The organism is Terrabacter ginsenosidimutans (assembly GCF_039539425.1).
Lineage (GTDB): Bacteria > Actinomycetota > Actinomycetes > Actinomycetales > Dermatophilaceae > Terrabacter > Terrabacter ginsenosidimutans.
The window spans coordinates 475,914-500,838 of sequence record NZ_BAABDC010000004.1; the positions used below are offsets into that span (position 1 = coordinate 475,914).

Consider the following 24,925-nt stretch of genomic DNA (forward strand, 5'->3'; position numbering starts at 1 on the left):
CGCGTCAACGAAAGGAATGGCTCACCATGGACTTCTGGAGCTTCTTCTGGCTGCTTGTCTGGTCCTTCTTCTTCGTCGCCTACCTGATGATGCTGTTCCAGATCTTCGGAGACCTCTTCCGAGACAAGGAGCTCGGAGGGTTCGCCAAGGTCTTGTGGGTCGTGGTGCTGTTCGTCGTCCCACTGCTCTCCGCTCTCGTCTACATCATCGTCCGCGGTCGTGGCATGGCAGAGCGCGCGATGGCGAGCAACCGCGAGCAGATGGCCGCGCAGGAGGACTACATCCGCAGCGTCGCTGCCCCGTCGTCGTCCTCGTCCGTCGAACAGCTCTCCCAGGCCAAGGCCCTCCTCGACAGCGGTGCCATCACGGAGGAGGAGTTCGCCGCGATCAAGGCCAAGGCGCTCTCGTGAGTCCGGTGCCCGGGTCGGTGCTTCGGCCGGCAGACGCTGTCGATCGAGACCGCCTCCTGGCCACGTTCCTCGAGCTGCTCGCCGTGGACAGTCCCACTGGTCACGAGGAGGAGATCGGCGCGGTGCTGGAGGCGCGGTACGCCGAGCTCGGGTGCACCACGACCAAGGATGACATCGGCAACATCGTGGCAGTCTTCCCTGGCACGCGCCCTGGCACCATCCTCGTGTCGACTCACATGGACACGGCGGGCACCGATCGCGGGATCGTCCCCGTCATCGGCGACGACGGGGTCATCCGCACCGACGGCACGACGATCCTGGGCGCGGACGACAAGTCCGGCCTGGCGGGGTGCATGGAGGTGATGAGGCTGCTTCGCGCCCACCCTGAATGGTCCTTCCCGACGATCGAGTTCGTGTCGACCGTCGGGGAGGAGTCGGGTCTGGTCGGCTCACGTCATCTTGACGTGAGCCGGCTGAACGCCACCCACGGGTTCGTCCTCGACACCGCCGGCGTGATGGGGTCGGTGACCTACTGGTCGCCGACGTCGGTCTACCTCACCATCACCTTCCACGGGCGCAAGGCCCACGCGGGCGTCGAACCGGAGAAGGGCATCAGCGCCGTCCAGGTCGCCGCGGAGGCGGTGGCGGCGATGCAGCTCGGTCGCATCGACGAGGAGACCGTCGCCAACATCGGCACGATCCAGGGCGGCGAGGCTCGCAACGTCATCCCCGACACCGTCGTGCTGCAGGGGATGGCGCGAAGCCACGACCAGGACAAGCTGGACCGTCAGCTCTCGGCGATGCGCCAGGCTTGCGAGCAGGCGGCCGAAGCCCACTCTGCTGCAGTGGACTTCGTCCAGGAGGAGATCTACAAGACCTACCGCATCGCGGAGGACGCACGGCCCTATCGGGAAGCGGCGAGCGCGATCCGTTCGCTCGGACTCGAGGTCTCCCCGCGCAAGTCTGGCGGCGGCACCGACGGCAACTACTTCAACGCCAAGGGGATTCCCTGTGTGGCGCTGCCGACCGGAATGGTCGACGAGCACGCCACCAGCGAGCACATCGCCATCGACGACCTGGTCGTCGCGTGTCAGGTCCTGCTCGCCATCGTCACCCAACCAGCTCAGGGAGATGAACAGCCATGAGGTCCGTGCTCGGGCGCCGCATCATCGCGACAACCGTCCTTGCCACGACCCTCCTCGTGGCGGGGTGCAGCACCAGTCCCGCCAGCCAGGACCTGTGCGCCAACGCCAAGAACCTCACGTCGGCGGTCGACGAGATGCGAGCCCTCAAACCCGACGGGTCCAAGCTCGACGCGCTGAGCGCCAAGGTCGACGCGGCACTGGCCAGGCTCGACCAGTTCCAGGCGGTCAGCGAGGGTCGTTTCGACACCGCCGTCTCGACGTTGCGCGCGAACCTCGAGGGTTTCAAGCAGACCTTGGCTGCCGCGGGCAACGAGGCCTTCACGGCGGCGGCGCCCCAGCTCACGGCCTCCCTCAAGGACATCAGCACCGCGTATGCCGCCCTGAACGAGTCCCTCGCCACTCAGTGCAAAGCCGCCTGACGGGCACCCCCTCGCACGGAAGGAAATGACATGAGCGTCAAGTTCGTGCTCGAAGCACTGGTCGTGCTGGGAGCGATCGTCATGGGAACCCGCGCCGGAGGCGTGGGCGTCGGGCTCTGGGGCGGCCTCGGCACCTTCGTGCTCGTCTTCATCTTCCGTGAGCCGCCGGGTGAGCCGCCGGCCGCGGCGCTGGCGATCATCCTGGCCGTCGTCACGTCAGCGGCGATGATGCAGGCCGCCGGAGGGATCGACTGGATGGTCTCGGTGGCCGCCGGCGTCATCGAGAAGAGGCCGAAGCAGATCACGCTGATCGCTCCCCTGACGGCCTTCCTGTTCTCCATCGGCGCGGGGACGAGCAACATCATCTACCCGCTGCTGCCGGTCATCTACGACGTGTCCTACAAGAACCACATCCGGCCTGCGAGGCCGCTGACCGTCACGGTCGTGCAGTCCGGTATCGCCCTGGCCGCGTCACCCGTCTCCGCCGCCATGGCCGCGATGCTGACGCTGACCGACGTCGCTCCCTACAACCTGGGTCTCACGCAGATCCTGGCGATCACGATTCCCTCCTGTGTCATCGGCATCGTGGTCACCTCCCTGGTGGTCAACCGGATGTGGAAGAACCTCGACGACGACCCCGAGGTGCAGGCCAAGATCGCCGCGGGCGAGCTCGAGGCCCCACAGCTGGCCGTCGCGGGCGCATCCGCCTCGTCGAGGCTCACCTACACCAAGGAGGGCCGCAACTCCGCGCTCGCATTCCTCCTCGGCGTCGTCGCCATCGTCATCCTCGGCCTCTTCCCTCAGCTGCGTCCTGCCTTCGCCGCGGAGGGTGAGGCAGCCGTGGCCATCGACATGACGACGACCATCGTCATGGTGATGTTCGTCGTCGGCGTAGCCATCCTCTTCCTCGGTCGTCCCGACGTGAAGACGGTCCCGGACCAGTCGGTCTTCAAGGCCGGCATGATCTCGGCCATCGCCCTGTTCGGGATCGCCTGGCTGACGGCGACGTTCATCTCGGCCCACGAGGACTACATCGTCGGCACCATCGGTGGCTGGGTGACCAGCTGGCAGTTCATCTTCGCCGTGGCGGTGTTCCTCGTGGCCGCCCTCACGACGAGCCAGTCGACGGCGACCCGGACCATCGTGCCCATCGGCCTGGCCGCCGGGCTCCCTGCCGGCATCGTCACCGGGATGTGGGCCGGTGCGCTGGGTGGTGTCTACACCCTGCCCGCGAACGGCACCCAGATCGCCGCGGCGAACTTCGACCTGACGGGCACGACCAAGCTCGGCACCAAGCTCGTCGACCACAGCTTCTTCATCCCCATGCTCGTGCTCTCCGTCACGACCATCGCGGTGGGCGCCCTCATCGGCGGGATCTTCTTCTGAGCCGCCGTCTCCCACCGACCACGACCACCACGAAGGAGTGACCATGCAGGCCAAGGAGATCGCCGACCGGACCAGCGCGTTGATGCCGGGCGTCGTCGAGGACCTCGAGAGGCTCGTGGCGATCCCCTCGATCGCCTTCCCCGGCTATCCGTCGGAGCCGGTGGAGCAGATGGGGAGCACGACGTTGCAGATGTTCCGCGACGTCGGGTTCACGAACGCCAGGCTCATGGAGGTGCCTTCGGGCTACCCGCCGATCTATGCCGAGATCGAGGGACCACCGGGGTCACCCGTCGTCGTGCTCTACGCCCACTACGACGTGCAGCCGGCACCTCCGGAGCAGGGCTGGACCAGCGACCCGTGGACGGCGACCCGCAAGGACGACGGCCGCATCTACGGGCGGGGCGCCGCTGACGACATCAGTGGACTCGTCACCCACCTGGGCACCCTCAGGGTCTTCGACGGTAAGCCGCCCTGCACCGTCAAGCTCATCCTCGAGGGCATGGAGGAGACGGAGAGCAACCTCGAGGCGTTCGTCGAGGCGCACCCCGAGCTGTTCGCGTGCGACCTCTTCGTGATCTGCGACATGGGCAACCTCCGGGTCGGTGAGCCGGCCCTGACGACGGCGCTCCGTGGCGACGTCGCGTGCATCGTGACGGTGCGCACCCTCGAGCACCCCCTGCACTCGGGCGTCTTCGGGGGCCCGGCGCCGGACGCGATGATGGCGCTCGCCCGACTGCTGTCGACCCTGCACGACGACGCGGGGAACGTGACGGTCAAGGGGGTGACCGAGACGGTCTGGGAGGGGGCCGACCTCAGCGAGGACGACCTCCGCTCCAGCGCCGACGTCCTCGACGGTGTCGCTCTGACGGGCAGCGGTCCCGTCGGCGCGCGGCTGTGGGCCCGGCCGTCGGTCAACGCGATCGGCGTCGACATGACGAACATCGCGACCTCGTCCAACGTGCTCATCCCGGAAGCGCGCGCGAAGATCTCGATGCGCATCGTTCCCGGCTCCGAACCGTCGGAGGAGCTCGACGCGCTCGTGGCCCACCTCGAGTCGCACGCGCCCTGGGGCGCCAAGGTCGAGGTCCAGCGCACGAAGGAGGCTCCCCCGTTCCTCTGCAAGACCGACGGACCTGCGTATGCCGCTGCGCGCGAGGCGATGTCCGTGGCCTTCGGCAAGCCGGTCGGCGAGGCCGGCTGCGGTGGCTCCATCCCGTTGCTGCGCACCCTCCAGACGGCCGCCCCGGGGGCGGAGTTCGTGCTGTGGGGACCGGAGGATGTCGCCGCCGCGCGCATCCACGCGTCCGACGAGAGCGTGGACCCCTCTGAGATCGAGAAGCTGATCGTGACCCAGGCCCTCCTGCTCCAGCGCCTGGCGGACGGCGCGGGAGGCGACACCGTCTAGCCGGACACGAGTGCCGTGGCGCGGGGTCCGGCTCAGACCCCGCGCCACGTCGACGTGGCGCGGCCGATGCGCTCGGACAGCCCCGAACCGACGACCACCCCGACGGCGATGGCAACGATGGAGAGCAGGGCGCTGATGAAGTCGCCGAGCCCTGCTGCCTGGTCCGCTCCCACGATCCGTGCCACGCCCTGGAGCCCGAGTGCGCCCGGCACGAGCAGCCAGAAGGTGGGCAGGAAGGTGACGGGCACCGGGGGTCCGCTACGTCGACTCTGGATGGCGTAGCAGACGGGCAGGACGACGGTCGCGGCCAGGAAGCTGGCGCCCAACGTGCCCAGGACCAGGCCGGACAGCGCCTGCACGCCGTAGCCGACGTAGAGGACGACGAGGAGCCACCCCAGGGTCCCCCGAGGCGCGGACGAGGCGATGAACTGGCCGATACCGAAGACGACCACCCCCGCCCACGGTGCCCAGCCGCCGAGGGATGCGGCCGAGCCGCCCGACGGTGGCGGGAAGCCCGCGATCTCGACGCCCAGGGCGATGCCGAAGGTCAAGACGAGCAGGCGCTCGAGGCCGTAGACGAGCCGGGCGGAGCCCGCCAGCATGTCCCCGGTGGACAGCTCCACCGTCGCCACGGTCAGTGCGGCTCCCGGCAGGAAGGTCACCAGCGTCGGGATGACGATCTCCAGCGGCGGTGCGTCGAGTGCCGGCGCCACCCACTCGAAGACCGTGGCCGTCACCAGTGTCGCGGTGACGACGGGCAGCACCACCGAGAGCATCCGCTCGCGGTCGGCCCACCAGCGCAGCCCGCCCACGAGGAAGCCGATCGTCAGGAACACCGGGAGGGCGCTGGCTCGAGGATTGAGCATGAGCCCCAGTCCGACGGTGAGGACGCCGCTGCCGAGGACGGAGACGACGCCTCCGAACCGCGGGCGTGACGTCAGCAGGGCGTCGAGCCGGGTGCTGGCCGACTCCGCGTCGACCGAACCGTGGCGGATGTCGTCGACCAGCCTGTAGAGGGCGTCTATCTGGTCGAGGCGCAGAGGGTCGCTGGTGCCCGCCTCGAAGTCCATCCGGCTGGGGCCGCCTGTGTCGACACGGACGAAGACGCCCGTGGGGACGACGAAGAACGTCACCCCGGTGGCGGCATACACCCCGGCGACCTGCTCGAGGATCTGCCGCACGCGCTCCGTCGCGTCACCGCCCCGCGACAGGGCCAGCCCGAGGTGACGGAGCAGGTCGAGCACGATCGCCGGCGGAGAGGCCGGCACCGGCTCGGGCTCCGGGTCGACGGCGGGGCCAAAGGGTTCCAGCCGCCGACGTGCGAACTCCGCCACGTCAGACCCCACGCGGTTGACCATCGACCACAACCGGCCGGGCGACGACGTGGGTGAACCCGTCGCCGACCCGGCTTCTCTCGACATGTCATCCAGCGTGGCTGCATCCCCCTCGCCGAGAGTCATCCTCCACGAGTGACTCTCCCGCGGTGGTGGCGCTCCTAGATTCAGGACGAGTGCACGCGCCGGTGACCACGGCAGAGCCGGCCGGACGAAGGAGCGCAGCATGTCTGACAGGAGTTCGCCCGTGGGGTCCGAGGGCCACGTGGTCACCCCGGAGAAATCGACCGCTCGCGCCGGCGGCGTCCTCGTTGCGACGTGCCTGTCGACCTTCGTCGTCAACGCCAACACCTCTGCCGTGAGCATCCTGCTCCCAGCGATCAGCGCCGACACCGGAACGGACGTCACGACGTTGCAGTGGGCGGTCACGGGCTACTCCCTGGTCGGGGCCGCCGTCATCGTCACGTCGGGGTCGCTGGGCGACGTCTTCGGGCGCAAGCGCGTGTTCCAGTTCGGCCTGGTGCTCTTCGTGGCGTCGTGCATCCTCATCGCGCTGTCGTCGTCGGGAGGCGCCGTCATCGCCGGCCGCGTCATCCAGGGCGCGGCCGGGGCCACGATCCTCGCGTGCGGGCTCAGCCTCCTGTCCGTGGCCAACAAGGACGAGGCCCAGCTGCGTGCCGTGTCGCTCTGGGGCGCCGCGGCCGCCGTCGGGGCCGCCGCCGGTCCGCTCATGGGTGGTGCGCTGGTCACGGTGGCGGGATGGCAGGGCCTCTTCTGGGTCGACGCGGTCATCGGCGTGGTGTGCATCCTGATCGCGGCCCGCGTGGTGTCCGAGTCGCGCGACACGACGCGCTCGCGGGCCATCGACTATGCCGGCTCGGCGCTCATCGCGCTGACCCTGGCTCCGCTCATCCTCGTCCTCAGCAAGGGAGGCACGTGGGGCTGGGCCTCCGCCGCGTCGCTCGTGTGCATCGCCATCGGAGTCCTCTCGGGCTTCGCCTTCGTCGCCGTGGAACGACGCGTGGCGGTCCCCATGCTCGACCTGGCTCTGCTCCGCAACCGCATCCTGGTCGGCTCCACCGTCGCCATCCTCATCGGGGCGGGCACCATCAACGCGCTCATGTACCTGCTCAGCCTCTACTTCCAGGACCCCGCAGCGCTGGGCTTCAGCACCTTGCAGGCCGGACTGGCGACGCTGCCGGCCACCCTGGGCCTCGTCGCCATCGCTGCAGCCGTGCCGCGCCTGACGGCGCGGCTCGGTGGGCGTCAGGTCGTCGGACTCGGGTTCCTCATCACGGCGGCCGGGTTCGCCGCCCTCGGACTCGTCAAGGAGTCCTGGGGCTACGGCGCGTTCCTCCTGCCGCTCGTGGCGGTGGCCGTGGGCATGGGCCTGTCCAACGGGCCGGCGTCCTCGGCGTCCACCGCGTGTGTGCCGGCCAACCAGGTCGGCTCCGCCTCCGGCGTCTCCAACATGGCGCGGTACGTCGGCGCCGCCGTCGCCACGGCCCTGGCCGCCACCATCTACGGCGCGGTGATCGCCGATCGCACCGCCGAGGGCCACCCGCCGCCAGAGGCCCTGGCCTCGGCCCTGGCGACGGCGTCATGGGTGATGGCCGTCCTCAGCTTCGCCGGCGTCGTGATGGCCGTGGTCATGGGGCGCCACCAGGCCGCGCGAGGCACGGTGCACGACTCGGCTGCCGCGGCAGCCGCCACGTCATTCACCCTTCCCACCACGGCCAGCGGCAGCGCCCCCGGCGGTGCGACCAGGAGCCGCTGACCGACTCGTCAGGCGACCGCGTACCGACGTCGGGCGATCGTCAGGCCGACCAGGGAGACGACGGCCACGACCATGTAGTAGACGCTCGGGGCGTTGAGCGAGCCGGTCAGGCTGATGAGCCAGGTGAGCACGAGCGGAGCGATGCCACCCATCACCGTCACGCCCACGTTGTAGGCGACCGAGACGCCCGTCGCTCGCACGTCACGCGGGAAGAGCATCGTGAGCAGCGCTGGGAGGGGGCCGAAGTAGAAGGCCATGATGACTCCGAGGCACCCGATGGCGATGACGAGCACCGGCACCGTGGGTGAGGCGATCACGACGGCGAACAGCGGCCACGCGAGCACGAGGGCTCCGACGGCCGCCCACGCCATCACCCTCGAGGGGCCGACCCGGTCGGCGAGGCGACCGACGAGCGGGACCCCGACCATGGTGACCAGCCCCGCCACGACCCCGCCCAGGTAGGCAGCGCTCGCAGGCACTCCGAGGTTCTTCACGGCATACGTGGGCATGAAGAGGATGAGGTAGACGGAGATCGTCGCGACGCCGACGCAGGCCGAACCGGTGAGCACGCGTCCGAGGTGCTCGGTGAGGGTCGCCCGGATCGGCGCCTCGTGGGGCGTGCTCTGCGTGAACTCCTTCGTCTCGGACAGCCGCGCCCGGATGTAGAGCCCGACCGGCCCGATGAGGCATCCGACGAGGAACGGGATCCGCCAGCCCCAGGAGTAGAGGTCCTGCTTCGAGAGCTGGTTGAACAGGACGTAGCCGAACGCCGACGCCAGGAACATCGAGATGCCCTGGCTCGCCACCTGCCAGGACGCGTAGTAGGCCTTGCGGTTGGGCGCGGTCTCGACGAGGAACGTTGTGGCCGAACCGAACTCGCCACCGGCAGAGAAGCCCTGGATCAGGCGTGAGACGGGGATGATGACGCCCGCCCAGGCACCCACCATGGCGTGCGTCGGCGCGACGGCCATGAGGACCGTGCCGACCATCATCAGCAGGAGCGTCAGGGTGAGTGCCTTCTTGCGGCCGTGCCGGTCGCCGTAACCGCCGATGAGCATGCCGCCCAACGGCCGCACGAGATAGGAGATGGCGAAGGTCGCGAAGGTCAGGATCAGCCCCAGGGTCGCGTCGCCCTCGGGGAAGAAGTTCTCGGCGATGACGACGGCGAACGACGCGTAGACGATGATGTCGAACCACTCCAGGGCGGCGCCGATGGAGCTGCTGAGGACTGCCTTGCGAGCCTCGGCGAGCCGTTCCGGCGTCGCTTCCACCTCGGTGGCGGTGAGAGTCATGGTTCTCCTTCGGGGGCGTGGGGCGTTGACGGCGGGACTGGTCGGACGGGAGGTCAGGCGCGGAGGTGTTCCAGCAGGCTGTCGAGCAGCGCGTCGCAACGCGCGATCTGGTCGAGCTCGACGAACTCGTCGGGTGCGTGCGCCTGCGCGATGTCGCCGGGACCGCACACGACCGTGGGGATCCCGGCGCGCTGGAAGAGCCCCGCCTCGGTGCCGTAGGCGACCTTCTCCTGCGACGCGACACCGCCCAGCACGGTCACCAGCTCGATCACCTCATCGTCCTGCGCAGTCTCGAGCCCGGGCGCCTCGGCGCCGATCGACACCTCGACACGTGCGTCGGGGTTCTCCTGCCGCATCGACTCCTCGATGCGCCGAGCCTCGGCACGGAACCTCTCGACGGTCGCCGCGACGTCCACCGCGGCGACCGCGCGGAACTCGAGGTTCAGGGAGCACTCCGCCGGGACGGTGTTGACGGCGATGCCGCCTGCGATCTGGTTGACGGTGGCGGTCGTGAAGGGCACGTCGTAGTGCTCGTCGAACGGGCCGTCGGCGCGGAACTCGTCGGCGACTGCGCGGACGAAGCGGACGAGCTGGGCGGCATACTCGATCGCGTTGACACCGAAGGGAGTACGCGAGGAGTGGGCGGCGACTCCGTGGAACGTCACGCGGATCATCGTCAAGGACTTGTGACCGCGGATCACGCGCATGCTCGTCGGCTCGCCGACGATGCACGCCCGGGGACGCAGCCCACGCCGAACGATCTCGTCCACGAGGGAGATGGCGCCGACGCAGCCGACCTCCTCGTCGTAGGACAGGGCCACGTGGACCGGCGCACGCAACGGGGTGCTCACCAGCTGCGGCACCTTGGTCACCACGGAGCCGATGAAGGCCTTCATGTCGCAGGTCCCCCGCCCGTAGAGCCGGCCGTCGCGGATCGCGGGGACGAACGGGTCGGTGGACCACACCTGGCCGTCGACGGGCACGACGTCGGTATGGCCCGACAGGACGATGCCGCCGGAGGTCGTGCCGTCCTGCGCCGGGAAGGTGGCCAGCAGGTTCGCCTTGGTGCCGTCCTCGTTCTCGACGAGCACGGGCTCCACCCCGTGGGCGCGCAGCTCGGCCGCGACGACGTCGATCAGCGGCAGGTTGCTGTCGCGACTGGTCGTGTCGATGCGCAACAGCCGGGTGGTCCACTCGAGGCTGACCGGCTGGTCGGTCTCGGGTCGCCCCGGCTGGCCGGTGGGGGTGGTCGAGGTCTCGGCGTCTGCGGTCCCTGCGATCTCGGGGGCTGCGGTCTCGGGCGGCATGGGTGCTCCGTCGGTCGGGTCGTGCGTGCATGGCCTTGAGTTGCCCGCACCAGTCGTCGAGACTGGCAGGCATGCCAAAGCGAGCCGCAGCGACGCAGGATCGCGCGACGAAGGATGAGATCTTGCAGGATTCCGCCAGGGTCGCCGATGAGGTGGACCTGGCGATCGTCAACTGCCTGCAGCTGCAGCCTCGGGCGTCATGGACGCTCGTGGGCGAGGCCCTCGACCTCGACCCGGTGACCGTGGCTCGCCGGTGGCAGCGGCTGTCCTCCGCCGGTATCGCCTGGGTGTCCGGACGAGCGACCGGGCAAGGTCGGCCAGAGTCCTGCCTCGCCGTCGTCGAGCTCAGCTGCAGCGCGGCCGAGACCCTCGCGATCGCAGAGCGCGTCACCGAGCTGCCCCACGTCCTCAGCGTCGAGCACACCAGCGGGCCACGGTCGCTCACCATCCTCGTGGAGGTGCGCGACCTCGCCTTCCTGTCCCGATTCCTCCTCGAGTCCGTCGGGTCGATCCGCGGGGTCGTGGCGACGAGCAGCCATGCCGTGACGAAGGTCTACTCGATGGGCGACCACTGGCAGCTGCACGTCCTCGACGTCGCCCAGCGGGCGGTGATGGCGCGGGCACCTCACCCGCGGGTCGACGGGCTCACCTCCGAGCAGACGGATCTGAGTCGTCCCTACGACCCGGTCGACAGACGGTTGGTCCTCCTGCTCGGCGAGGACGGCCGCATGCCCGTCGCCTCGCTCGCCGCGCGCGCCGGGCTCAGCGAGAGCACGGTGCGCCGGCGACTGGCCGACCTGGTCAACAACGGGCGCGTCGTCCTGCGGTGCGACATGGCCCTGCCCGACTCGGGATGGCCCGTCATCAGCTGGCTGTGGGCCTACGCCGACGCGAGCGACGTCGACAGCATCGCCACGAAGCTGCGACGACTCCCGGGCATCCGGGTGTGCTGGCGGATCTCGGGCGGCCAGCCCAACCTCATGCTGGCGCTCACCACGCACTCCCTGCACGAGCTGTCCGCCGTCGAGGCCCGGTTGGCCGTCGAAGTGCCTCGCATGTCGATCCTCGACCGGTCCATGGTCCTGAGGTCGATCAAGCGCATGGGCCGCGAGCTCGACCTCGACGGTCGCAGCATCCGGTCGGTGCCGCTCGACATCTGGGCCGACCCAGCAGGCCGACCATGACACGCTGAGCGCATGCCCAGTGCCGCCAAGGACGTGTTGAAGGACTACCTGCAGGGTGCGCGGGACGTGCTGGTGTGGAAGCTCGACGGCCTGTCCGAGCACGACCTGCGGCTACCTCGAACGCCGACCGGCACCAACCTGCTGGGCCTCGTCAAGCACGCGCTCAACACCGAGGTGACCTACTTCGGCCCGACGTTCGGCCGTGAGTGGCCCACGCCGGACGAGCTCGTCTCCCCCGACGAGCCCGACCCCCTTGCCGGTTGGTACGCCACCGAGAACGAGACCGCAGCCGGCATCGTCGACCTCTACCGCCGCGTCCAGGCCTTCGCCGACGTGACGATCGACGCCCTGCCGCTCGACGCGATCGGTCACGTCGAGCACTGGGGCGGCGCGGAGGTCACGCTTCACGAGATCATGGTTCACAAGACCGCGGACCTGCAGCGGCACGCGGGCCACGCCGACATCCTCCGCGAGCAGATCGACGGCTCCACGGGCCTGTTGCCGCGCCACGGCAACATGCCGGACGGCACCGACTGGCCGGCGCACGCCCAGCGCCTGGGGGCGATCGCCGCACGGTTCCACGGCGGAGCCGGGTAGGCCGAGACGCACACGCGACCACGAACGGTGCAGAATCGCAGGCAAGAGCCGAGGCACGAGGAGGCACTGGACCAGTGAGATCTCAGGAAGCCTCCCGCCGAGGCGAGGCCGACGCGACGTCCGGATCCCGGCGAACCGGTGTCGTCAGGGCAGGGGCCAGGCTGATCGACGTGGACGGCGCCAGGGTAGGACGTCGGGCCCGGTGGACATCGGGGCGCACGCGGTGGCTCCTGGGACTGGCAGCAGTACTGGGTCTGGCCGGCTGCCAGGCTGTCCATCCGACCGTGTCCGAACTGCGGACGGTGCCCGGTGCCAGCGCGATATACCCGACCAGCGTCGCGGTTCACGGGGTTACGGCCACCGAGGGCAGGCACACGCTGTTCGACTCGTCACCCTCCATGCTCCTCGCGACCTACTGCACCACCGACGGTGAGATGGACGTGGTGAGCTGGTTCGCCACCTCACTCGAGTCGGAGGGTTGGCAGAGCGTCCCGAACCCACCGGGGAGCTCCACCAGCGACGTCGCGCGGACGGTCGAGTGGAGGCGTGGGGATCGCAGGTTCACCGTCCAGGTGCTGACACCGGTGTACGTCGGCCGGCTGGACCCGGCACTGGCGCGACGCTGCAGCACTGCCTACCGGACCGTCGCGCAGTGAGCTCCCTGGTCGCGACGGGCCACGGGCCCGGTCCGGGGGCTCGCGCCGGCATCTGGGCCTGATCCCCGGTCGTGGTGCTCGCGGCCTAGCCTTGGGGGATGGATCTCGGCCTGGACTTCGGCACCACGCACACAGTCGTCGCCCACGCCGATCGCGGCAACTACCCGGTGGTGGCCTTCCTCGACGAGGAGGGTGATGCTCGTGACCACTTCCCCTCCGTCGTCGCGGACGACGGAGGCACGCTGGTCTACGGTTTCGCGGCGGTGGAGGCGGCCCGACGAGGTGTGCCGTCCGCTCGATCGTTCAAGCGGCTGCTCGCCGAGCCCCGGATCACGCCGGACACGGTGATGCGCCTCGGTCAGCGCGAGGTGCCGCTGTTCGACGTGCTGAGCGGGTTCTTCTCGGCCGTGCTGGACGCTCTGCGGACCGCGTCGAGCATCGAGGGCCGGCTGGACGGGACGACCCCGGTCCGCGCCATGCTGGGAGTCCCGGCCCAGGCCAACAGCGCCCAGCGCTTCCTCACGCTGGAGGCGTGTCGACGCGCGGGGTTCGACGTGGCCGGCCTGGTCAACGAGCCATCTGCTGCCAGCTTCGAGTTCGCGCACCGGCAGGCTCGCTCGATCACGTCCCGCCGCGACCTCGTCATCGTCTACGACCTCGGCGGCGGCACCTTCGACGCGTCGCTGCTTCGGCTGTCGGGCACCCACCACGAGGTGCTCGACTCCTTCGGCGTCAACCGGCTCGGCGGGGACGACTTCGACCACGCCCTGGCCACGGCCGCCCTCGAGGCAGCAGGACGCTCTTGGACCGAGCTGACCGAGGCATCGTCCGCCGGCCTGCTCGAGGAATGCCGTGAAGCCAAGGAGCGCATCGGTCCCCAGTCACGCCGGGTCGCCGTCGAGGTGCCCGCGGCAGATGGGCGGCCCAGCACCCCGGTCACCGTTCCCGTCGACGACTTCTACGCCGCCGTGACCCCCCTGGTCGCGGCGACGACCGATGCGATGGAGCCTCTGGTGCAGTCCTTGCGCTCGCCCGAGGGAGACGGCGACGAGCTGCCCGGAGTGGCCGGCATCTACATCGTCGGTGGCGCCAGCGGACTGCCGCTGGTCCCCCGGCTGCTGCGGTCACGGTTCGGCCGCCGCGTGCACCGCTCCCCGATGCCGAGCGCCTCTACTGCCGTCGGCCTGGCCATCGCGGCCGACCCTGACGCGGGGTTCTCGCTGCGCGACCGGCTCTCGCGTGGCTTCGGCGTCTTCCGGGAGCGCGAGGGCGGAGCCGTGCTGTCCTTCGACCCGGTGCTGGACCGGTCGCTGCGGACCGCGGACGCGCTGGGCGGGCCGGCATCCGCCGAGCCGGTGGTGGTGACCCGCCGCTACCGGGCCGCTCACAACATCGGCTGGTTCCGCTTCGTCGAGTACTCCTCGGTCGACGACCAGGGCGAGCCTCGCGGGGACCTGGCGCCGGTGGCCCAGATCGTCTTCCCCTTCGACCCGGAGCTCCAACGGACGGAGCTCGGTGTCGGCGGCGCCACCGCTGGCGGGCCCTCGCTCCTGCGCGGTCTACCCATCGTTCGCCTCGAGGGCGGCCCGCTGCTCGAGGAGCGCTACACGGTGGACCCGGCCGGCATCATCGAGCTCTCCCTCACCGATCTCACGACCGGCTACCGTCAAGAGCACGTGCTCCACGTCTGAGCCGGTCGCGGCTCGGTCCTCAGTAGAGCTCGAGCTCCGCGGCTCGACGGATCGCGGCTCGTCGGCTGCTGACGCCCAGCTTCTGGTAGATGTGGGCGATGTGGGTCTTGGCCGTGTGGAGGGAGATGAACTCGGCCTCGGCGATCTCGGCGTTGGTGAGGTTGGTGGCGAGGTACTGGAGGATCACCCGCTCCCGTTCGGTGAGCCGCTCGCCCCAGCCCGTGACGTTGTGGTGCTGCCCCTCAGCGATGCGCCCCAGCACGTGCGTCACCGCCGTGGGGTGCGCCGTGCCGTGGCGCAGATGGGCCTTCAGCAGCTCCGTCATGGCCTCGCCGGCACCGAGGAAGGGCCCGTAGAGCCCGTCGGGCTCGGCTGCTGCCAGGGCGAGCTCGAGCGAGGCGTGCGCCGCGTGCAGGTCGCCCAGGGCGGCGTGCGCCTCTGCCTCGATGCAGCGCGAGAGGCACTCGATGTGCACGAAGGCCTCGGGCGTCAGAACGCGGTCGAGCTCGGCATGCGCCTCGCCCGGGAGGCCGGCCTGCACGAGGACCTTGGCCCGGTGCGCCGGCGCCAGACTGTACTCGGGGTCCGAAGCGGGCACCTTGGCGAGCGCCGCAGCCTCCTGGATGCCGCCCTCCGCCAGGAGGATCAGGCCCTCGAGTCCGGCGAGCATGGAGGGCCACCACGGCGCGGTCCGCCCGGACTCGATCATGGTGGTGATCTCCCCTGCGTTGCGACGCGCCGAGCGGAGGTCACCCAGGGCCAGGCACGTCTTCGTCAGGAAGTTCAGGACGAGGCCGCGCAGCTCCCAGTCGAAGGGAAGCACCATGGACAGGCTGCGTTCCAGCTGGGCGCGCGCCTCGTGCAGGTTGCCGCGCCAGTAGTCGAGCCAGCCGAGATAGGCCACGGCCGGGGCCAGGGTCGCCAGCCCCACCCAGCCGCGCTGGTCGGCTCGAGCCAGCACGCCGGCGGCGAGGTCACGGACCTCACTCAGGTGTCCCTCGGCGATCGCGGGGATGCACGACTCCGCGAGGGCCGTCAGCTCGAGGGCGACCAGGCCGTTGTCGGCCGCTGTGGCGGCCGAGGAGCGGAGCATCTCGAGGGAGAGCTTGTGATGGCTCTGGGCCCGCGCTTCTCCCATGCCCACGAACACCTGCACCGCGGCCCGGATCGCTGGGTCGGGCACGTGCTGGCTCTGGTCCATGCGGCCCAGCAGGGCAGTGCCGGACTCGACCGCCTGAACCAGACCGAGGTCGTATCCCGTGCGGAACAGCTCGACGATGGCCATCCGGTCCTCGTACGTGGACCGCGCAGAGGCCGGGAGGCCCTTGGCGGTGCCGTGTGCGGCCTCGAGGGCAGATCGGGCGGCGTCCAACCTGCCACGCTGCCCGTAGATCAGGGCTTTGGCGAGGTGGGCGTCGATGCTCCGCGCCGATGTCTCCGGAAGCTGGTCCACGGCTTCGAGCACAGCGTCGACGCGCCCCTCGAGGAAGAGCTCGAGCCACCGGTCTGCAAAGATCCGCGAGGCGGCCTCCCCGTCGCCAGCCGCCATCGCGTGCCGGATCGCCGTGGGGGGATCGATCGGGCGCCACCACTCCGCGGCAGCCCGGTGCAGGGCCAACGCTCGCTCGGGCAGGTCGCTCGCCAGACGGCGACGGATGTGCGCCGCGAAGAGCGGGTGCCAGTTGTACCAAGCCTCCTCCGCCGAGACGTCACCGCGGGTGAGGAACAGGCCGTCGGCCAGGCACTGCTCCAGGTGAACCTCGGCGTCGAGCGTGCCCCGGATGGTGTCGATGAGGGAAGGGCAGACCTGCTCGTCGAGGCAGCTGTCGAGGACGAAGTCCCGCAGCTCGTCGTGAAGGGAGTCGAGCACCTCGGTGGCGAGGTAGTCGGCGAGTGCCTGGTCACGTCGCAGCTCCATCGGGACCTGGTGCGGTCTGCCGCTCTGTCGTGCGGCCAGAATCGCCATGCGAACCCCCGCCGGCCAGCCGTCCGTGACGCGGTGGATCGTCCCGACGTTCTCGGGCTCGAGGTCGAGACCGGCAACGCGTACGGCCTCGGCCGTCTCCTCACGGCTGAACGCGAGCTCGTCGTGCGCGATGTAGGCCAGTCGGTCCTCCAGCCGAAGCCGCTGGAGTCGCAGGGGCGGGACGACGCGGGCGGCGATGGCGATGCGCATGTTGGCCGGAGCCCACCGGAGCACGTGGTCGATGACTCGCGCCGAGGCTTTCGAATCGGACAGGTGCTGGAGGTCGTCGAGGACCAGGGTCAGCGGCACAGCGGTGTCGTAGAGCTCCTCGAGGAGCGAGTCGACCATGGTGAGGGGTTCCGCTCGCAGCGCTGATGCGCGCAGCGGCTCGAGGCCGGCGCTGAGCTCGTCCAGCCCCGACAGGCCGGCTGCGGTCAGGAGGTCGGAGACCAGACGCACAGGCTCCCGGTCGGACTCGTCGAGGGTCAGCCACAGGGCGGCTCCGCGGTCCTGCTGCCGTCGGGCCGCGGCGGCAAGGAGCGTCGACTTGCCATAGCCGGCCATGCCAGCCAGCACCACCACCGGTCGACGGTCGATCAAGGACAGCAGGAGCGGCCGGTCGATGATCCCCGGTGACGGCGAGGGGGTCGACATACGAGCCTGACGCGGGCCGACCATATCCCTCCCCCGTAGGCGGAACGTCACACCTGGTGACCCCTTCGAGGCTAGACCCGGGCCGCGCGCCCGTCAGCAGAACCGGACCTTTCGCCCGAGGCACGGTGCGGCATACGTGGTGTTGGACGTCACCCTGACCGACGTGCGGGCTCGTTCGTGACGTCCGGATCAGGCTGGAGCGCAGTCATCCTTTGCGGGTGACGCGGCCCCGCTCAGGGGTGACCTAACGTTCGTAGACCGGTCACGTCGGCGTACTTCGCCGGGCAGCCCTCGATGCCAGACTCGTTCACACCTTGGAGATGCAATGTCGGTACCTGAGGCTGCGGCCGCTCATCCTGGGAGAAGTGTCGGGCCGACCAGCGAGTTCAGTCTGTTCTTCCACGTCAAGCCCGGCGAGGGTGCGGCGATCCGGTCGGCCCTGGATGACCTGCAGGACACGCCCGGCTACCGGCCCGGGGACTACGGCATGGCCATTCAGACGATCCACGAAGCCAGATTCGTCCTGTTCGATGACGACACCAGACTGGCGTTCGTCACCAGCTTCGACGGACCGTGGGAAGCGTACATGGAGGACTTCTTCACCTCAGGTCCGACGCTGGGACTGTTCGACGCGATCTTCCGGCATGTCGAGGGCTACGACGGGCTCCCGGACCTGGCGTCGGTGCGGACGTTCGTCCTGGGTGCAGAGGTTGCAGCAGCCGCCTACGCCCGGAACTACGGCGGAACGGTGAAGGAGATCCGCAAGGCACAGCGGGTCAACCAGGCCTTCCAGCAGGTGCTGGACCACCCGCAGGCCGCAGAGGCCCTCGGGCACCCTGCACTGGCGCCGCTACTGGATGAGGCTGCGGACTAGCCCGTGGTGCCTCCGGCACTCCCACCGCCTGCAGACAAGGACGCTCATGTCGGACCACATCTCCGGGCCGCGCGCACTCGCGGATCCCATTGCGGACATCACCGATGTCTACGCCTTCCCCAGCCCCCAGCAACCGGGTCACCTCGTAATGGTGCTCAACACACTGCCGTTCGCGGCGTACACAGCGGTGTTCTCCGATGGCCTCATCTACCGTCTCCGGCTGCGGCGCGTCGCCCCGGTCGGGTCGGGCCATTCGGCGCGGTTCGCGGCCGAGGACGATGAGTACACGTTCGATGTCGTCTTCGGGCCCGCCGGCGCGACGGGAGACCCGACCGTTGTCGATCAGGTGGGCACGTGCACGACCCCAGCGGGTGAGTCGGTCGCCTTCCGGGTGAATGACACGGACGGCGGCGAAGGCCACGGGATACGGGTCTTCGGTGGCGTGCGCTGGGACCCGTTCATCATGGATGCCCCCGCAGCGTTGAAGACCATCGCGACCGGTCGGCTGTCCTTCACCGATCCCGGCTCGATCTACCTCGACGGGAAGAACGTGCTCGGGCTGGTTCTCGAGGTCGACCTCGCGCAGCTGCCCGGGGCCGAGCTGGTCGGGATCGTGGCGGAGACCCTGACCCGTGGCACTTTCAACGTTCGGATCGAACGCGTTGGTCGACCCGAGGTGAAGAACCTGATGTTGGCGCCCAAGCAGTTCGACCAGGTGAACCGCGACCTGGAGATACGTGACCTCTACAACATGGAGGACGCCTTCAAGCTCGGTGACTCGTACGGCGGCGCCTACCGGGCCCGTCTGAACGCCAACCTCGACTTCTGGGACGGCCTCGACGGCGCGATCGACTGGCGCCGTACCGGCGACGCGGTCAGCCACCCCCTGACGGAGATGGTGATCGCCGACTTCCTCGTCGTCGACGTGACCAAGCCCTACCTCGAGCAGGGGTCGTTCTTCGAGATCGAGACCGCCGCGCTCCGCGGGCAGACACACCGCACCTGTGGAGGACGGTCGTTGAACGACGACGTCATGGACACCCTCTTCACACAGCTCATCAACGCCGGAAGGGGTCCCGTGATCCGCGACGGCGTCGACCAGGCCTCCCGACCTGCCAGCCGCAGCTTCCCCTACCTGGCAGCACCCAACCCTGACCCGCCCGAGCTTCCCCACCACCACTAGCGATCCCAGCGACGCAGAGAGGCGTGACGGCATGAGCGCATCGCAGGGCGGCATCCTCGAGCTCGACGACATCCAGAGCGGCGCGCTGTTCGAGCGCCCATCCCCGTACGTCGGCACCTACCTGCTCCTGCGAGTCGACGACCGCTCCGCTGGGCGGGAGCTGGTCAGGCGCCTGCACTCCGTCGCGCAGTCGCAGCGGGCATCGGGACACTCCTCCCAGGGCACCTCCCTGACCGTGGCCTTCACCTACCAGGGGCTCAAGGCACTCGGCGTGCCGCAAGCGTCGCTGGACAGCTTCGCGCCCGAGTTCCGGGTCGGGATGGCGGCCCGGGCCGACCATCTGGGCGACGTGGGTGACAGCAGCCCTCAGAACTGGGAGTACCCGCTCGGCACGGACCAGGTGCACGTCGCGGTGGCTGCGCTCTCACCGGACAGCACCCAGCACCAGCTCGCTGTCGACAAGGCCCGCCGCGCCCGGCGTGAGCTGGGAGGAATCGAGCTGGTCTGGAGCCAGGACTGCTACCAGCTGCCCACGGGTCGAACCTCCTTCGGGTTCAAGGACGGGATCGGCCAACCCACGATCGAAGGTCTGGGCAGGCCCGGGGTCAACACCCGAGGGCGACCGCTCAAGGCGGGCGAGATCATCCTGGGCTACCCGGACGAGTCCGGGGAGCTGCCTCCGATGCCGACGCCGGAGATCCTCGGCCGCAACGGCACGTACGTCGTCTTCCGCAAGCTGCACACCAGGGTGGCGGCGTACCGCCGATACCTGGCCGCCAAGTCATCCAGCCGCGCCGAGGAGGCGCTTCTGGGCGCCAAGATGGTCGGACGCTGGCAGAGCGGTGCGCCACTCGCGCTGGCCCCTGAGCAGGACGACCCCGATCTCGGCAGCGACCCGGTCCGCAACGACGACTTCCTCTACGGCGACGATCCGCGTGGCTTCAAGTGCCCGGTCGGGGCACATGCTCGGCGAGCGAACCCCCGCGATGCCTTCGACGGCGACGCGAGTGTCGATGTGCGCCTCCACCGGATGATCCGGCGCGGCACGAGCTACGGACCGATGCTTCCTGACGGCGTGCTCGAGGACGACGGCGTGGACCGCGGCATCATCTTCGTCTTCGCCGGCGCGCACCTCAGACGCCAGTTCGAGTTCGTCAAGACCCAATGGCTCAACGACGGCATCTTCATCGGCGCTCCTCGCGAGAAGGACCCCCTCGTCGGAGGGAACGACGGGTCGGGGCACTTCACCATCCCGCAGCACCCGATCCGTCGTCGGCTGCAGGACCTTCCGCCCTTCGTCACCACCCGCGGCGGCGAGTACTGCTTCGCCCCCGGTCTCCGCGGGATGCGTTGGCTGGCGGAGCTCGACTCATGACCAACATCGACCCAGAAGGAGCGGCAGACGTGCCAACCAGCCCGACAGGCAGCAGCCGGTGGGACGCGCTCGACTTCGGGCCGCCTGCCTCCGACCACGAAGAGCCCGACTCGCCGGTTCTGCTGGACTTCGTCTCCGGCGGCCGCGTCGCCGTGGTGACCCTGAACCGGCCGCACGCCGACAACGCCATCACGACGCTCATGGGAACTCGCCTCACCGAGATCGTCGAGAGCATCGCAGTCCGGCCCGGGATCCGGGTTGTCATCCTCACCGGGGCCGGCGACCGGGCCTTCTCCGTGGGCAGCGACCTGCGTCAGCGTCGGGACATGACGAAGGAGGACTGGCTACGTCAGCGCCAGGACTTCGACCGAACGCTCTACACCGTCCGCCAGCTCCGTAAGCCCATCTTCGCCGCCGTCAACGGCGTCGCCTACGGGGGCGGCTCGGAGCTCGCTCAGAGCACCGACTTCATCATCGCTTCAGACAACGCCACCTTCGGACAGCCCGAGGCGATGCTGGGCCTGGCCGCCGGTGGCGGCTCACCGGCACTGCTCCCACGCCTGTTGCCCCCGGGCAAGGCACTGCAGATGCTGATGACCGGCGACCCCATCGATGCTGCCGAGGCATACCGGCTCGGCATGGTCAACGAGGTCCACCCCTCGGCACAGCTGATGGGCGCCGCAGTGCGGATCGCCGAGACGATCGCGAGCAACTCCCCGACCGCCGTCCAGGCCGTGAAGCGGGCGGTTCGTCTGGGCGAAGGCCAACCGACCGAACAGGCCATCGCCATCATGATGGACGCCCACTGGCGATCAGCCGTGCACCCAGACCGCATCGAAGGGATCGGTGCGTTCAACGAGGGCCGCGATCCGGCCTTCCAGGACTCCGACTACTGAGGCCCCCATGACAGCGGCAACCACTCGCAGGCAACCGACACGAAGGAGTTGAGGCATGGACCGGGGAGAGGACCTCGAAATGACGCGCGCGGGCCTGACCATGATCAACCCCGCCCCCTACAACGCCGAGGCTCCCCCAGCAGCCCTGGCCGACGACATCACACCCAGCGAACTGCACTATGTCCGCAGCAACTTCGCCGTTCCTGAACACGACGGCAGACTCGAGATCGGCGGCGCTGCGGACACGCCCACCACCCTGACCCTCGAAGACCTGCGCGCCATGCCGGCACGTGAGGCCGCGGTCACCCTCGAATGCGCGGGGAACGGGCGCCTGGGGATGCAACCGTTGCCCACCGGGGAGCCGTGGGGCGACTACGCGGTCTCCACCGCCCGGTGGACCGGTGTCGCCCTGCACGAAGTCCTCGAGCGGGTGGGTCCCCAGGAAACGGGTGTCGAGGTCCTGTTCGAAGGGGCCGATCACGGCGCGTACCACCTCACGCCGATCCTGGCAGACACGGACCGCAACGACCTGAGCTTCATGCGGGCCCTTCCCCTGGCGACCGCCATGGACCCCGCAGCCGAGATCCTCATCGCCTACGAGATGAACGGTCAGCCACTAAGCGGCGACCACGGCGGCCCCTTCCGGCTCGTCGTACCGCACTGGTACGCCGTCGCGTCCGTGAAGTGGCTGAGACGCATCGACGTTCTCACCGAGCCCTTCGCCGGGGAGTTCCAGACGGGCCACTACATCTACCAATGGCCCGACCGACCCCACGAGCCCGTCCGCCTCATGCGGGTGCGAGCCCGGATCACGGACCCGACGCCCGGGGCCGTCCTGAGCCGCGGCAGCTACGTCGTGCGAGGCAAGGCCTGGTCCGGGACCGGGCCTATCACCAAGGTCGAGGTCAGCCTCACAGGCGAAGGAGAGTGGCACCCGACTCAGCTCGAACCGCCGAACAGCACCTCCCAGTGGCAGAACTGGTCCTTCTCCTGGCAGGCCACCGATGTCGGACGCCACACCCTGCGAGCCAGGGCCACCGACCAGGCCGGCAACGTGCAACCGGACGTGCCGCCGTGGAACCGCCTGGGCTACGGCAACAACGCGATCGAGGTCATCTACGTCGACGTGCACTGACGACAGGACAGCCCCTGACCGGCGTTTGCCGCTGATCAGGGGCTGTCACGTCCAGCCTGGCGGCGACGACGTGGCCAAGCCTGACGGCAGCGGACGCGGCGCTGTCCAGCAGCTGAGCCCCGGGCGGCCACGGGAGCAGAACCGGCGCGACGTCCGGGTATGCCGCTGACGTGACGGCCGCCGAGCGCCAGCTCGGGGCTCCTGCCCGTTCAACTGGGCTGGATCGGCGTTCCCGGCGGCACCTTCTGCGCCTCGGTGGTGAGCATCTGGGCCCGGATGAGAGCGCACTCGACAGCCGCCTCTCCGACGAGTGCGGGATCGGCGGAGGCCAGACCAGGGATGCGCTGCTTGAGCTGCTCGATGAAGTCGCGTCCGACCTGCGCCTCGTCGATCACCGACAGAACCCACGACACCGTCCGCGGGTCCGGTCGCCACGTGCGGTCGTCCTGGGGGCTGGCCATGACATCGAGGCTACGACCGGAAACCGTCTGGCGTTGATCGTCCAGCGCCGCGCCGCGCTTCCGTCTGCGAGTGGGAGTCCGCCATCGCCGCGTCGAGGTGGCCTGTCACGCCCGGGCATGCCGCTGGGGGGTCGTGCCGATGTCCGCTCGTTGGGTGGGCTCGTCGCAGCAACTGCACTGCGCGCCCCAGGACCAGCCGACCGTACGGTTCAGAGGTCTGCCCCGAAGACCAGTGCAGGGCCCCCGTTCTTGTGGATCTCCCGCTCCAGGTGCAGTCCGATCTTGCGCGCCACCCCTTGGGAGGCCACGTTGTCGGGGCGGATTATGGCAATCACGTGCTCAACGTCGGCCACGCGCGCAGCATCGACAACCGAGAGCGCTGCCTCGGCGGCATACCCCAGCCTGCGAAGTGGTGCACGCACGTGCCAGCCCGCCTCGACCATCCAGTCGCCCTCGACCTCCTGAAGCGTCAACCCGCAGTCGCCGACGAACTCGCCGGAGTGGGTCTCGACCACCCAGAGTCCGAACCCGTGCTTCGCGTAGTTGTCCCGAGTCCATTCGATCCAGCCTCGTGGACCACGAGATCCCCCGAGTTCCAGGGTGGCGATCTCGCTGAGGTCCGACTCCTGCATCTCCCGGAATCGGAGCCTTTCGGTGGGTTGCGGAAGCACTGGACCACGCTAGCGGCTGGCGGACAGCCGTCGCGCGAAGTCACGCTGTCCCGCTGCGGTGAGGTCGGGACGCTCGCACCGTCCATGCCGCGGTCCGCAGATGGTCCAGCAGAGTGGTCTGAGACGAGTGAGACAACACAACAGCCTTGGCCGGCGTCGCGCCGCTCCCCCAGGTTCATGATCTTCCGGATCTGCCGATGACAGCGCGTCGCTTCAGCGAGATGTGGGTGATCGGTCGTGCCGCCTGCTGGTCCTGAGTTCACCCGCCGCGGCCGTAGTTCGCTTCCCCATGATCACGGTTGCTTCGCCGATGCATGGACCGGGGACTTGCCATCGCTCGGACGCGTCGAGGCGCCTCGCCGGATCAGAAGGGCTGACGACGTCATCAGGAGGAGTCGCTCGTGCGGCAGGCGGTCCAGGAGGGCGTGCACGAGTCCCCGACCGATTCCCGCCCGCCGAGCAGCGCCAGCCACTCCGATGCTGACCAACTCGAAGTGCCCTCCCAGCCATGCCTCGTTGAGGGGGAAGCGTTGCCGGAACGGCGAACTGGTATGTCATCCGAGCGCGCACGAAGTGTGCTCCCGAGCACAGACCCGGTCCGGTCCACGTAAGCACACTGAGGCATGACCACGACCAAGCACCCGCAGCACCGCAACAGCAAAAGAAGGAATCGCGCCAAGCGGGCTGCCAAGAAGTGGTCCCCGGCGAAGTCCCCGGCGGAGCGAGCCGCGGCGAAGACGGCGGCGGAGCGGGTCACGGCGGAGCGGGTCGCGGCCGAGCAAGCGGCCGCCGCGTTCAACCCGCCACGGCAAGCCAACCGCCGCAAGAGCCTCGCGTGCCGCTTCGGTTGGCATCACTGGGAGTCCAAACGCGCCGAGGCCCAGAGGTTCCGTGAGTGCACTCAGTGCGGTCGACACCGGTACTACGGGTGGTCTGGCGACCGGGGCGGCCGTGACGAACAAGGCGACGACGATGAGAGCTGGCGGCTCCATGACCCCGGAGTCGGACACGCGGGGAACAGCGGGTGGTTCGACTGGGGCGACGGGGGCGACGGGGGCGACGGGGGCGACGGGGGCGACGGGGGCGACGGGGGCGACGGGGGCGACG

The 24,925-nt window shown here is 69.5% G+C and carries 22 protein-coding genes; 16 read left to right on the forward strand and 6 right to left on the reverse strand.

Features of this window, described 5'->3' with window-relative positions; all coding sequences use genetic code 11:
* The first annotated feature begins 26 nt into the window (after positions 1-26).
* The 5 genes from ABD831_RS14995 to ABD831_RS15015 are packed head-to-tail and all read left to right on the forward strand — an operon-like array spanning position 27 to position 4,765.
* Positions 27-410, forward strand: a complete 384-nt coding sequence (locus ABD831_RS14995; RefSeq protein ID WP_344948121.1) for an SHOCT domain-containing protein — start codon at positions 27-29, stop codon at positions 408-410.
* A complete protein-coding gene (locus ABD831_RS15000; protein ID WP_344948126.1) occupies positions 407-1,555 on the forward strand; it encodes a M20/M25/M40 family metallo-hydrolase in 1,149 nt (382 codons plus the stop codon). Before ABD831_RS14995 ends, ABD831_RS15000 begins: the two co-directional genes overlap by 4 nt.
* Complete coding sequence (locus ABD831_RS15005) at positions 1,552-1,974, forward strand: hypothetical protein (protein WP_344948130.1); 423 nt, start codon at positions 1,552-1,554, stop codon at positions 1,972-1,974. Before ABD831_RS15000 ends, ABD831_RS15005 begins: the two co-directional genes overlap by 4 nt.
* A 30-nt stretch (positions 1,975-2,004) precedes the next feature.
* Entirely contained in the window at positions 2,005-3,360 is a 1,356-nt protein-coding gene (locus ABD831_RS15010) for an anaerobic C4-dicarboxylate transporter family protein (protein WP_344948134.1), read from the forward strand.
* A 43-nt stretch (positions 3,361-3,403) separates the two neighbouring features.
* Positions 3,404-4,765, forward strand: coding sequence for a M20/M25/M40 family metallo-hydrolase (locus tag ABD831_RS15015; RefSeq protein ID WP_344948138.1), 1,362 nt, complete (start codon positions 3,404-3,406; stop codon positions 4,763-4,765).
* Positions 4,766-4,797: 32 nt separating this feature from the next.
* On the opposite strand, the gene ABD831_RS15020 is transcribed toward ABD831_RS15015, so the two are convergent.
* Complete coding sequence (locus ABD831_RS15020) at positions 4,798-6,111, reverse strand: threonine/serine exporter family protein (RefSeq protein ID WP_344948142.1); 1,314 nt, start codon at positions 6,109-6,111, stop codon at positions 4,798-4,800.
* 214 nt (positions 6,112-6,325) lie between these two features.
* Between ABD831_RS15020 and ABD831_RS15025 the strand changes: the two genes are divergently transcribed.
* Entirely contained in the window at positions 6,326-7,876 is a 1,551-nt protein-coding gene (locus tag ABD831_RS15025) for an MFS transporter (RefSeq protein WP_344948146.1), read from the forward strand.
* 8 nt (positions 7,877-7,884) lie between these two features.
* Here the strand turns inward: ABD831_RS15025 and ABD831_RS15030 are convergent, their stop codons facing one another.
* Positions 7,885-9,168: an MFS transporter gene (locus ABD831_RS15030; protein ID WP_344948150.1), complete on the reverse strand. Its 1,284-nt coding sequence runs from the start codon at positions 9,166-9,168 to the stop codon at positions 7,885-7,887.
* 53 nt (positions 9,169-9,221) lie between these two features.
* Positions 9,222-10,475, reverse strand: coding sequence for an acetylornithine deacetylase (argE, locus tag ABD831_RS15035; protein ID WP_344948153.1), 1,254 nt, complete (start codon positions 10,473-10,475; stop codon positions 9,222-9,224).
* A gap of 122 nt (positions 10,476-10,597) precedes the next feature.
* Here argE and ABD831_RS15040 point away from each other — a divergent pair, with 122 nt between their 5' ends.
* The 4 genes from ABD831_RS15040 to ABD831_RS15055 all read left to right on the forward strand — a co-directional run bounded on the left by ABD831_RS15040 (position 10,598) and on the right by ABD831_RS15055 (position 14,603).
* Complete coding sequence (locus tag ABD831_RS15040) at positions 10,598-11,659, forward strand: Lrp/AsnC family transcriptional regulator (protein WP_344948156.1); 1,062 nt, start codon at positions 10,598-10,600, stop codon at positions 11,657-11,659.
* Positions 11,660-11,671: 12 nt separating this feature from the next.
* Positions 11,672-12,256, forward strand: coding sequence for a DinB family protein (locus tag ABD831_RS15045; protein ID WP_344948159.1), 585 nt, complete (start codon positions 11,672-11,674; stop codon positions 12,254-12,256).
* A gap of 398 nt (positions 12,257-12,654) precedes the next feature.
* A complete protein-coding gene (locus tag ABD831_RS15050; protein ID WP_344948162.1) occupies positions 12,655-12,912 on the forward strand; it encodes a hypothetical protein in 258 nt (85 codons plus the stop codon).
* A 98-nt stretch (positions 12,913-13,010) separates the two neighbouring features.
* Entirely contained in the window at positions 13,011-14,603 is a 1,593-nt protein-coding gene (locus ABD831_RS15055) for an Hsp70 family protein (RefSeq protein WP_344948165.1), read from the forward strand.
* Positions 14,604-14,622: 19 nt separating this feature from the next.
* Here ABD831_RS15055 and ABD831_RS15060 read toward each other — a convergent pair whose 3' ends face one another.
* Positions 14,623-17,223, reverse strand: a complete 2,601-nt coding sequence (locus ABD831_RS15060; RefSeq protein WP_344948168.1) for a winged helix-turn-helix domain-containing protein — start codon at positions 17,221-17,223, stop codon at positions 14,623-14,625.
* A gap of 325 nt (positions 17,224-17,548) precedes the next feature.
* Here ABD831_RS15060 and ABD831_RS15065 point away from each other — a divergent pair, with 325 nt between their 5' ends.
* The 5 genes from ABD831_RS15065 to ABD831_RS15085 are packed head-to-tail and all read left to right on the forward strand — an operon-like array spanning position 17,549 to position 22,686.
* On the forward strand, positions 17,549-18,097 hold the full coding sequence (locus tag ABD831_RS15065) for a hypothetical protein (RefSeq protein WP_344948172.1): 549 nt from the start codon (positions 17,549-17,551) through the stop codon (positions 18,095-18,097).
* 46 nt (positions 18,098-18,143) lie between these two features.
* Positions 18,144-19,280, forward strand: coding sequence for a DUF4331 family protein (locus tag ABD831_RS15070; RefSeq protein ID WP_344948176.1), 1,137 nt, complete (start codon positions 18,144-18,146; stop codon positions 19,278-19,280).
* Between the two features lie 31 nt (positions 19,281-19,311).
* On the forward strand, positions 19,312-20,655 hold the full coding sequence (locus tag ABD831_RS15075; protein WP_344948179.1) for a Dyp-type peroxidase: 1,344 nt from the start codon (positions 19,312-19,314) through the stop codon (positions 20,653-20,655).
* 29 nt (positions 20,656-20,684) lie between these two features.
* Positions 20,685-21,551, forward strand: a complete 867-nt coding sequence (locus ABD831_RS15080; protein WP_344948182.1) for an enoyl-CoA hydratase/isomerase family protein — start codon at positions 20,685-20,687, stop codon at positions 21,549-21,551.
* 55 nt (positions 21,552-21,606) lie between these two features.
* Positions 21,607-22,686, forward strand: coding sequence for a sulfite oxidase (locus ABD831_RS15085; protein WP_344948185.1), 1,080 nt, complete (start codon positions 21,607-21,609; stop codon positions 22,684-22,686).
* Between the two features lie 209 nt (positions 22,687-22,895).
* Here ABD831_RS15085 and ABD831_RS15090 read toward each other — a convergent pair whose 3' ends face one another.
* Positions 22,896-23,147, reverse strand: a complete 252-nt coding sequence (locus tag ABD831_RS15090; protein ID WP_344948188.1) for a hypothetical protein — start codon at positions 23,145-23,147, stop codon at positions 22,896-22,898.
* A gap of 209 nt (positions 23,148-23,356) precedes the next feature.
* Positions 23,357-23,779: a GNAT family N-acetyltransferase gene (locus ABD831_RS15095; protein WP_344948191.1), complete on the reverse strand. Its 423-nt coding sequence runs from the start codon at positions 23,777-23,779 to the stop codon at positions 23,357-23,359.
* Between the two features lie 662 nt (positions 23,780-24,441).
* Here ABD831_RS15095 and ABD831_RS15100 point away from each other — a divergent pair.
* Positions 24,442-24,925, forward strand: a 484-nt coding sequence (locus tag ABD831_RS15100) for a hypothetical protein (RefSeq protein WP_344948196.1), incomplete at its 3' end; no start/stop codon positions are given.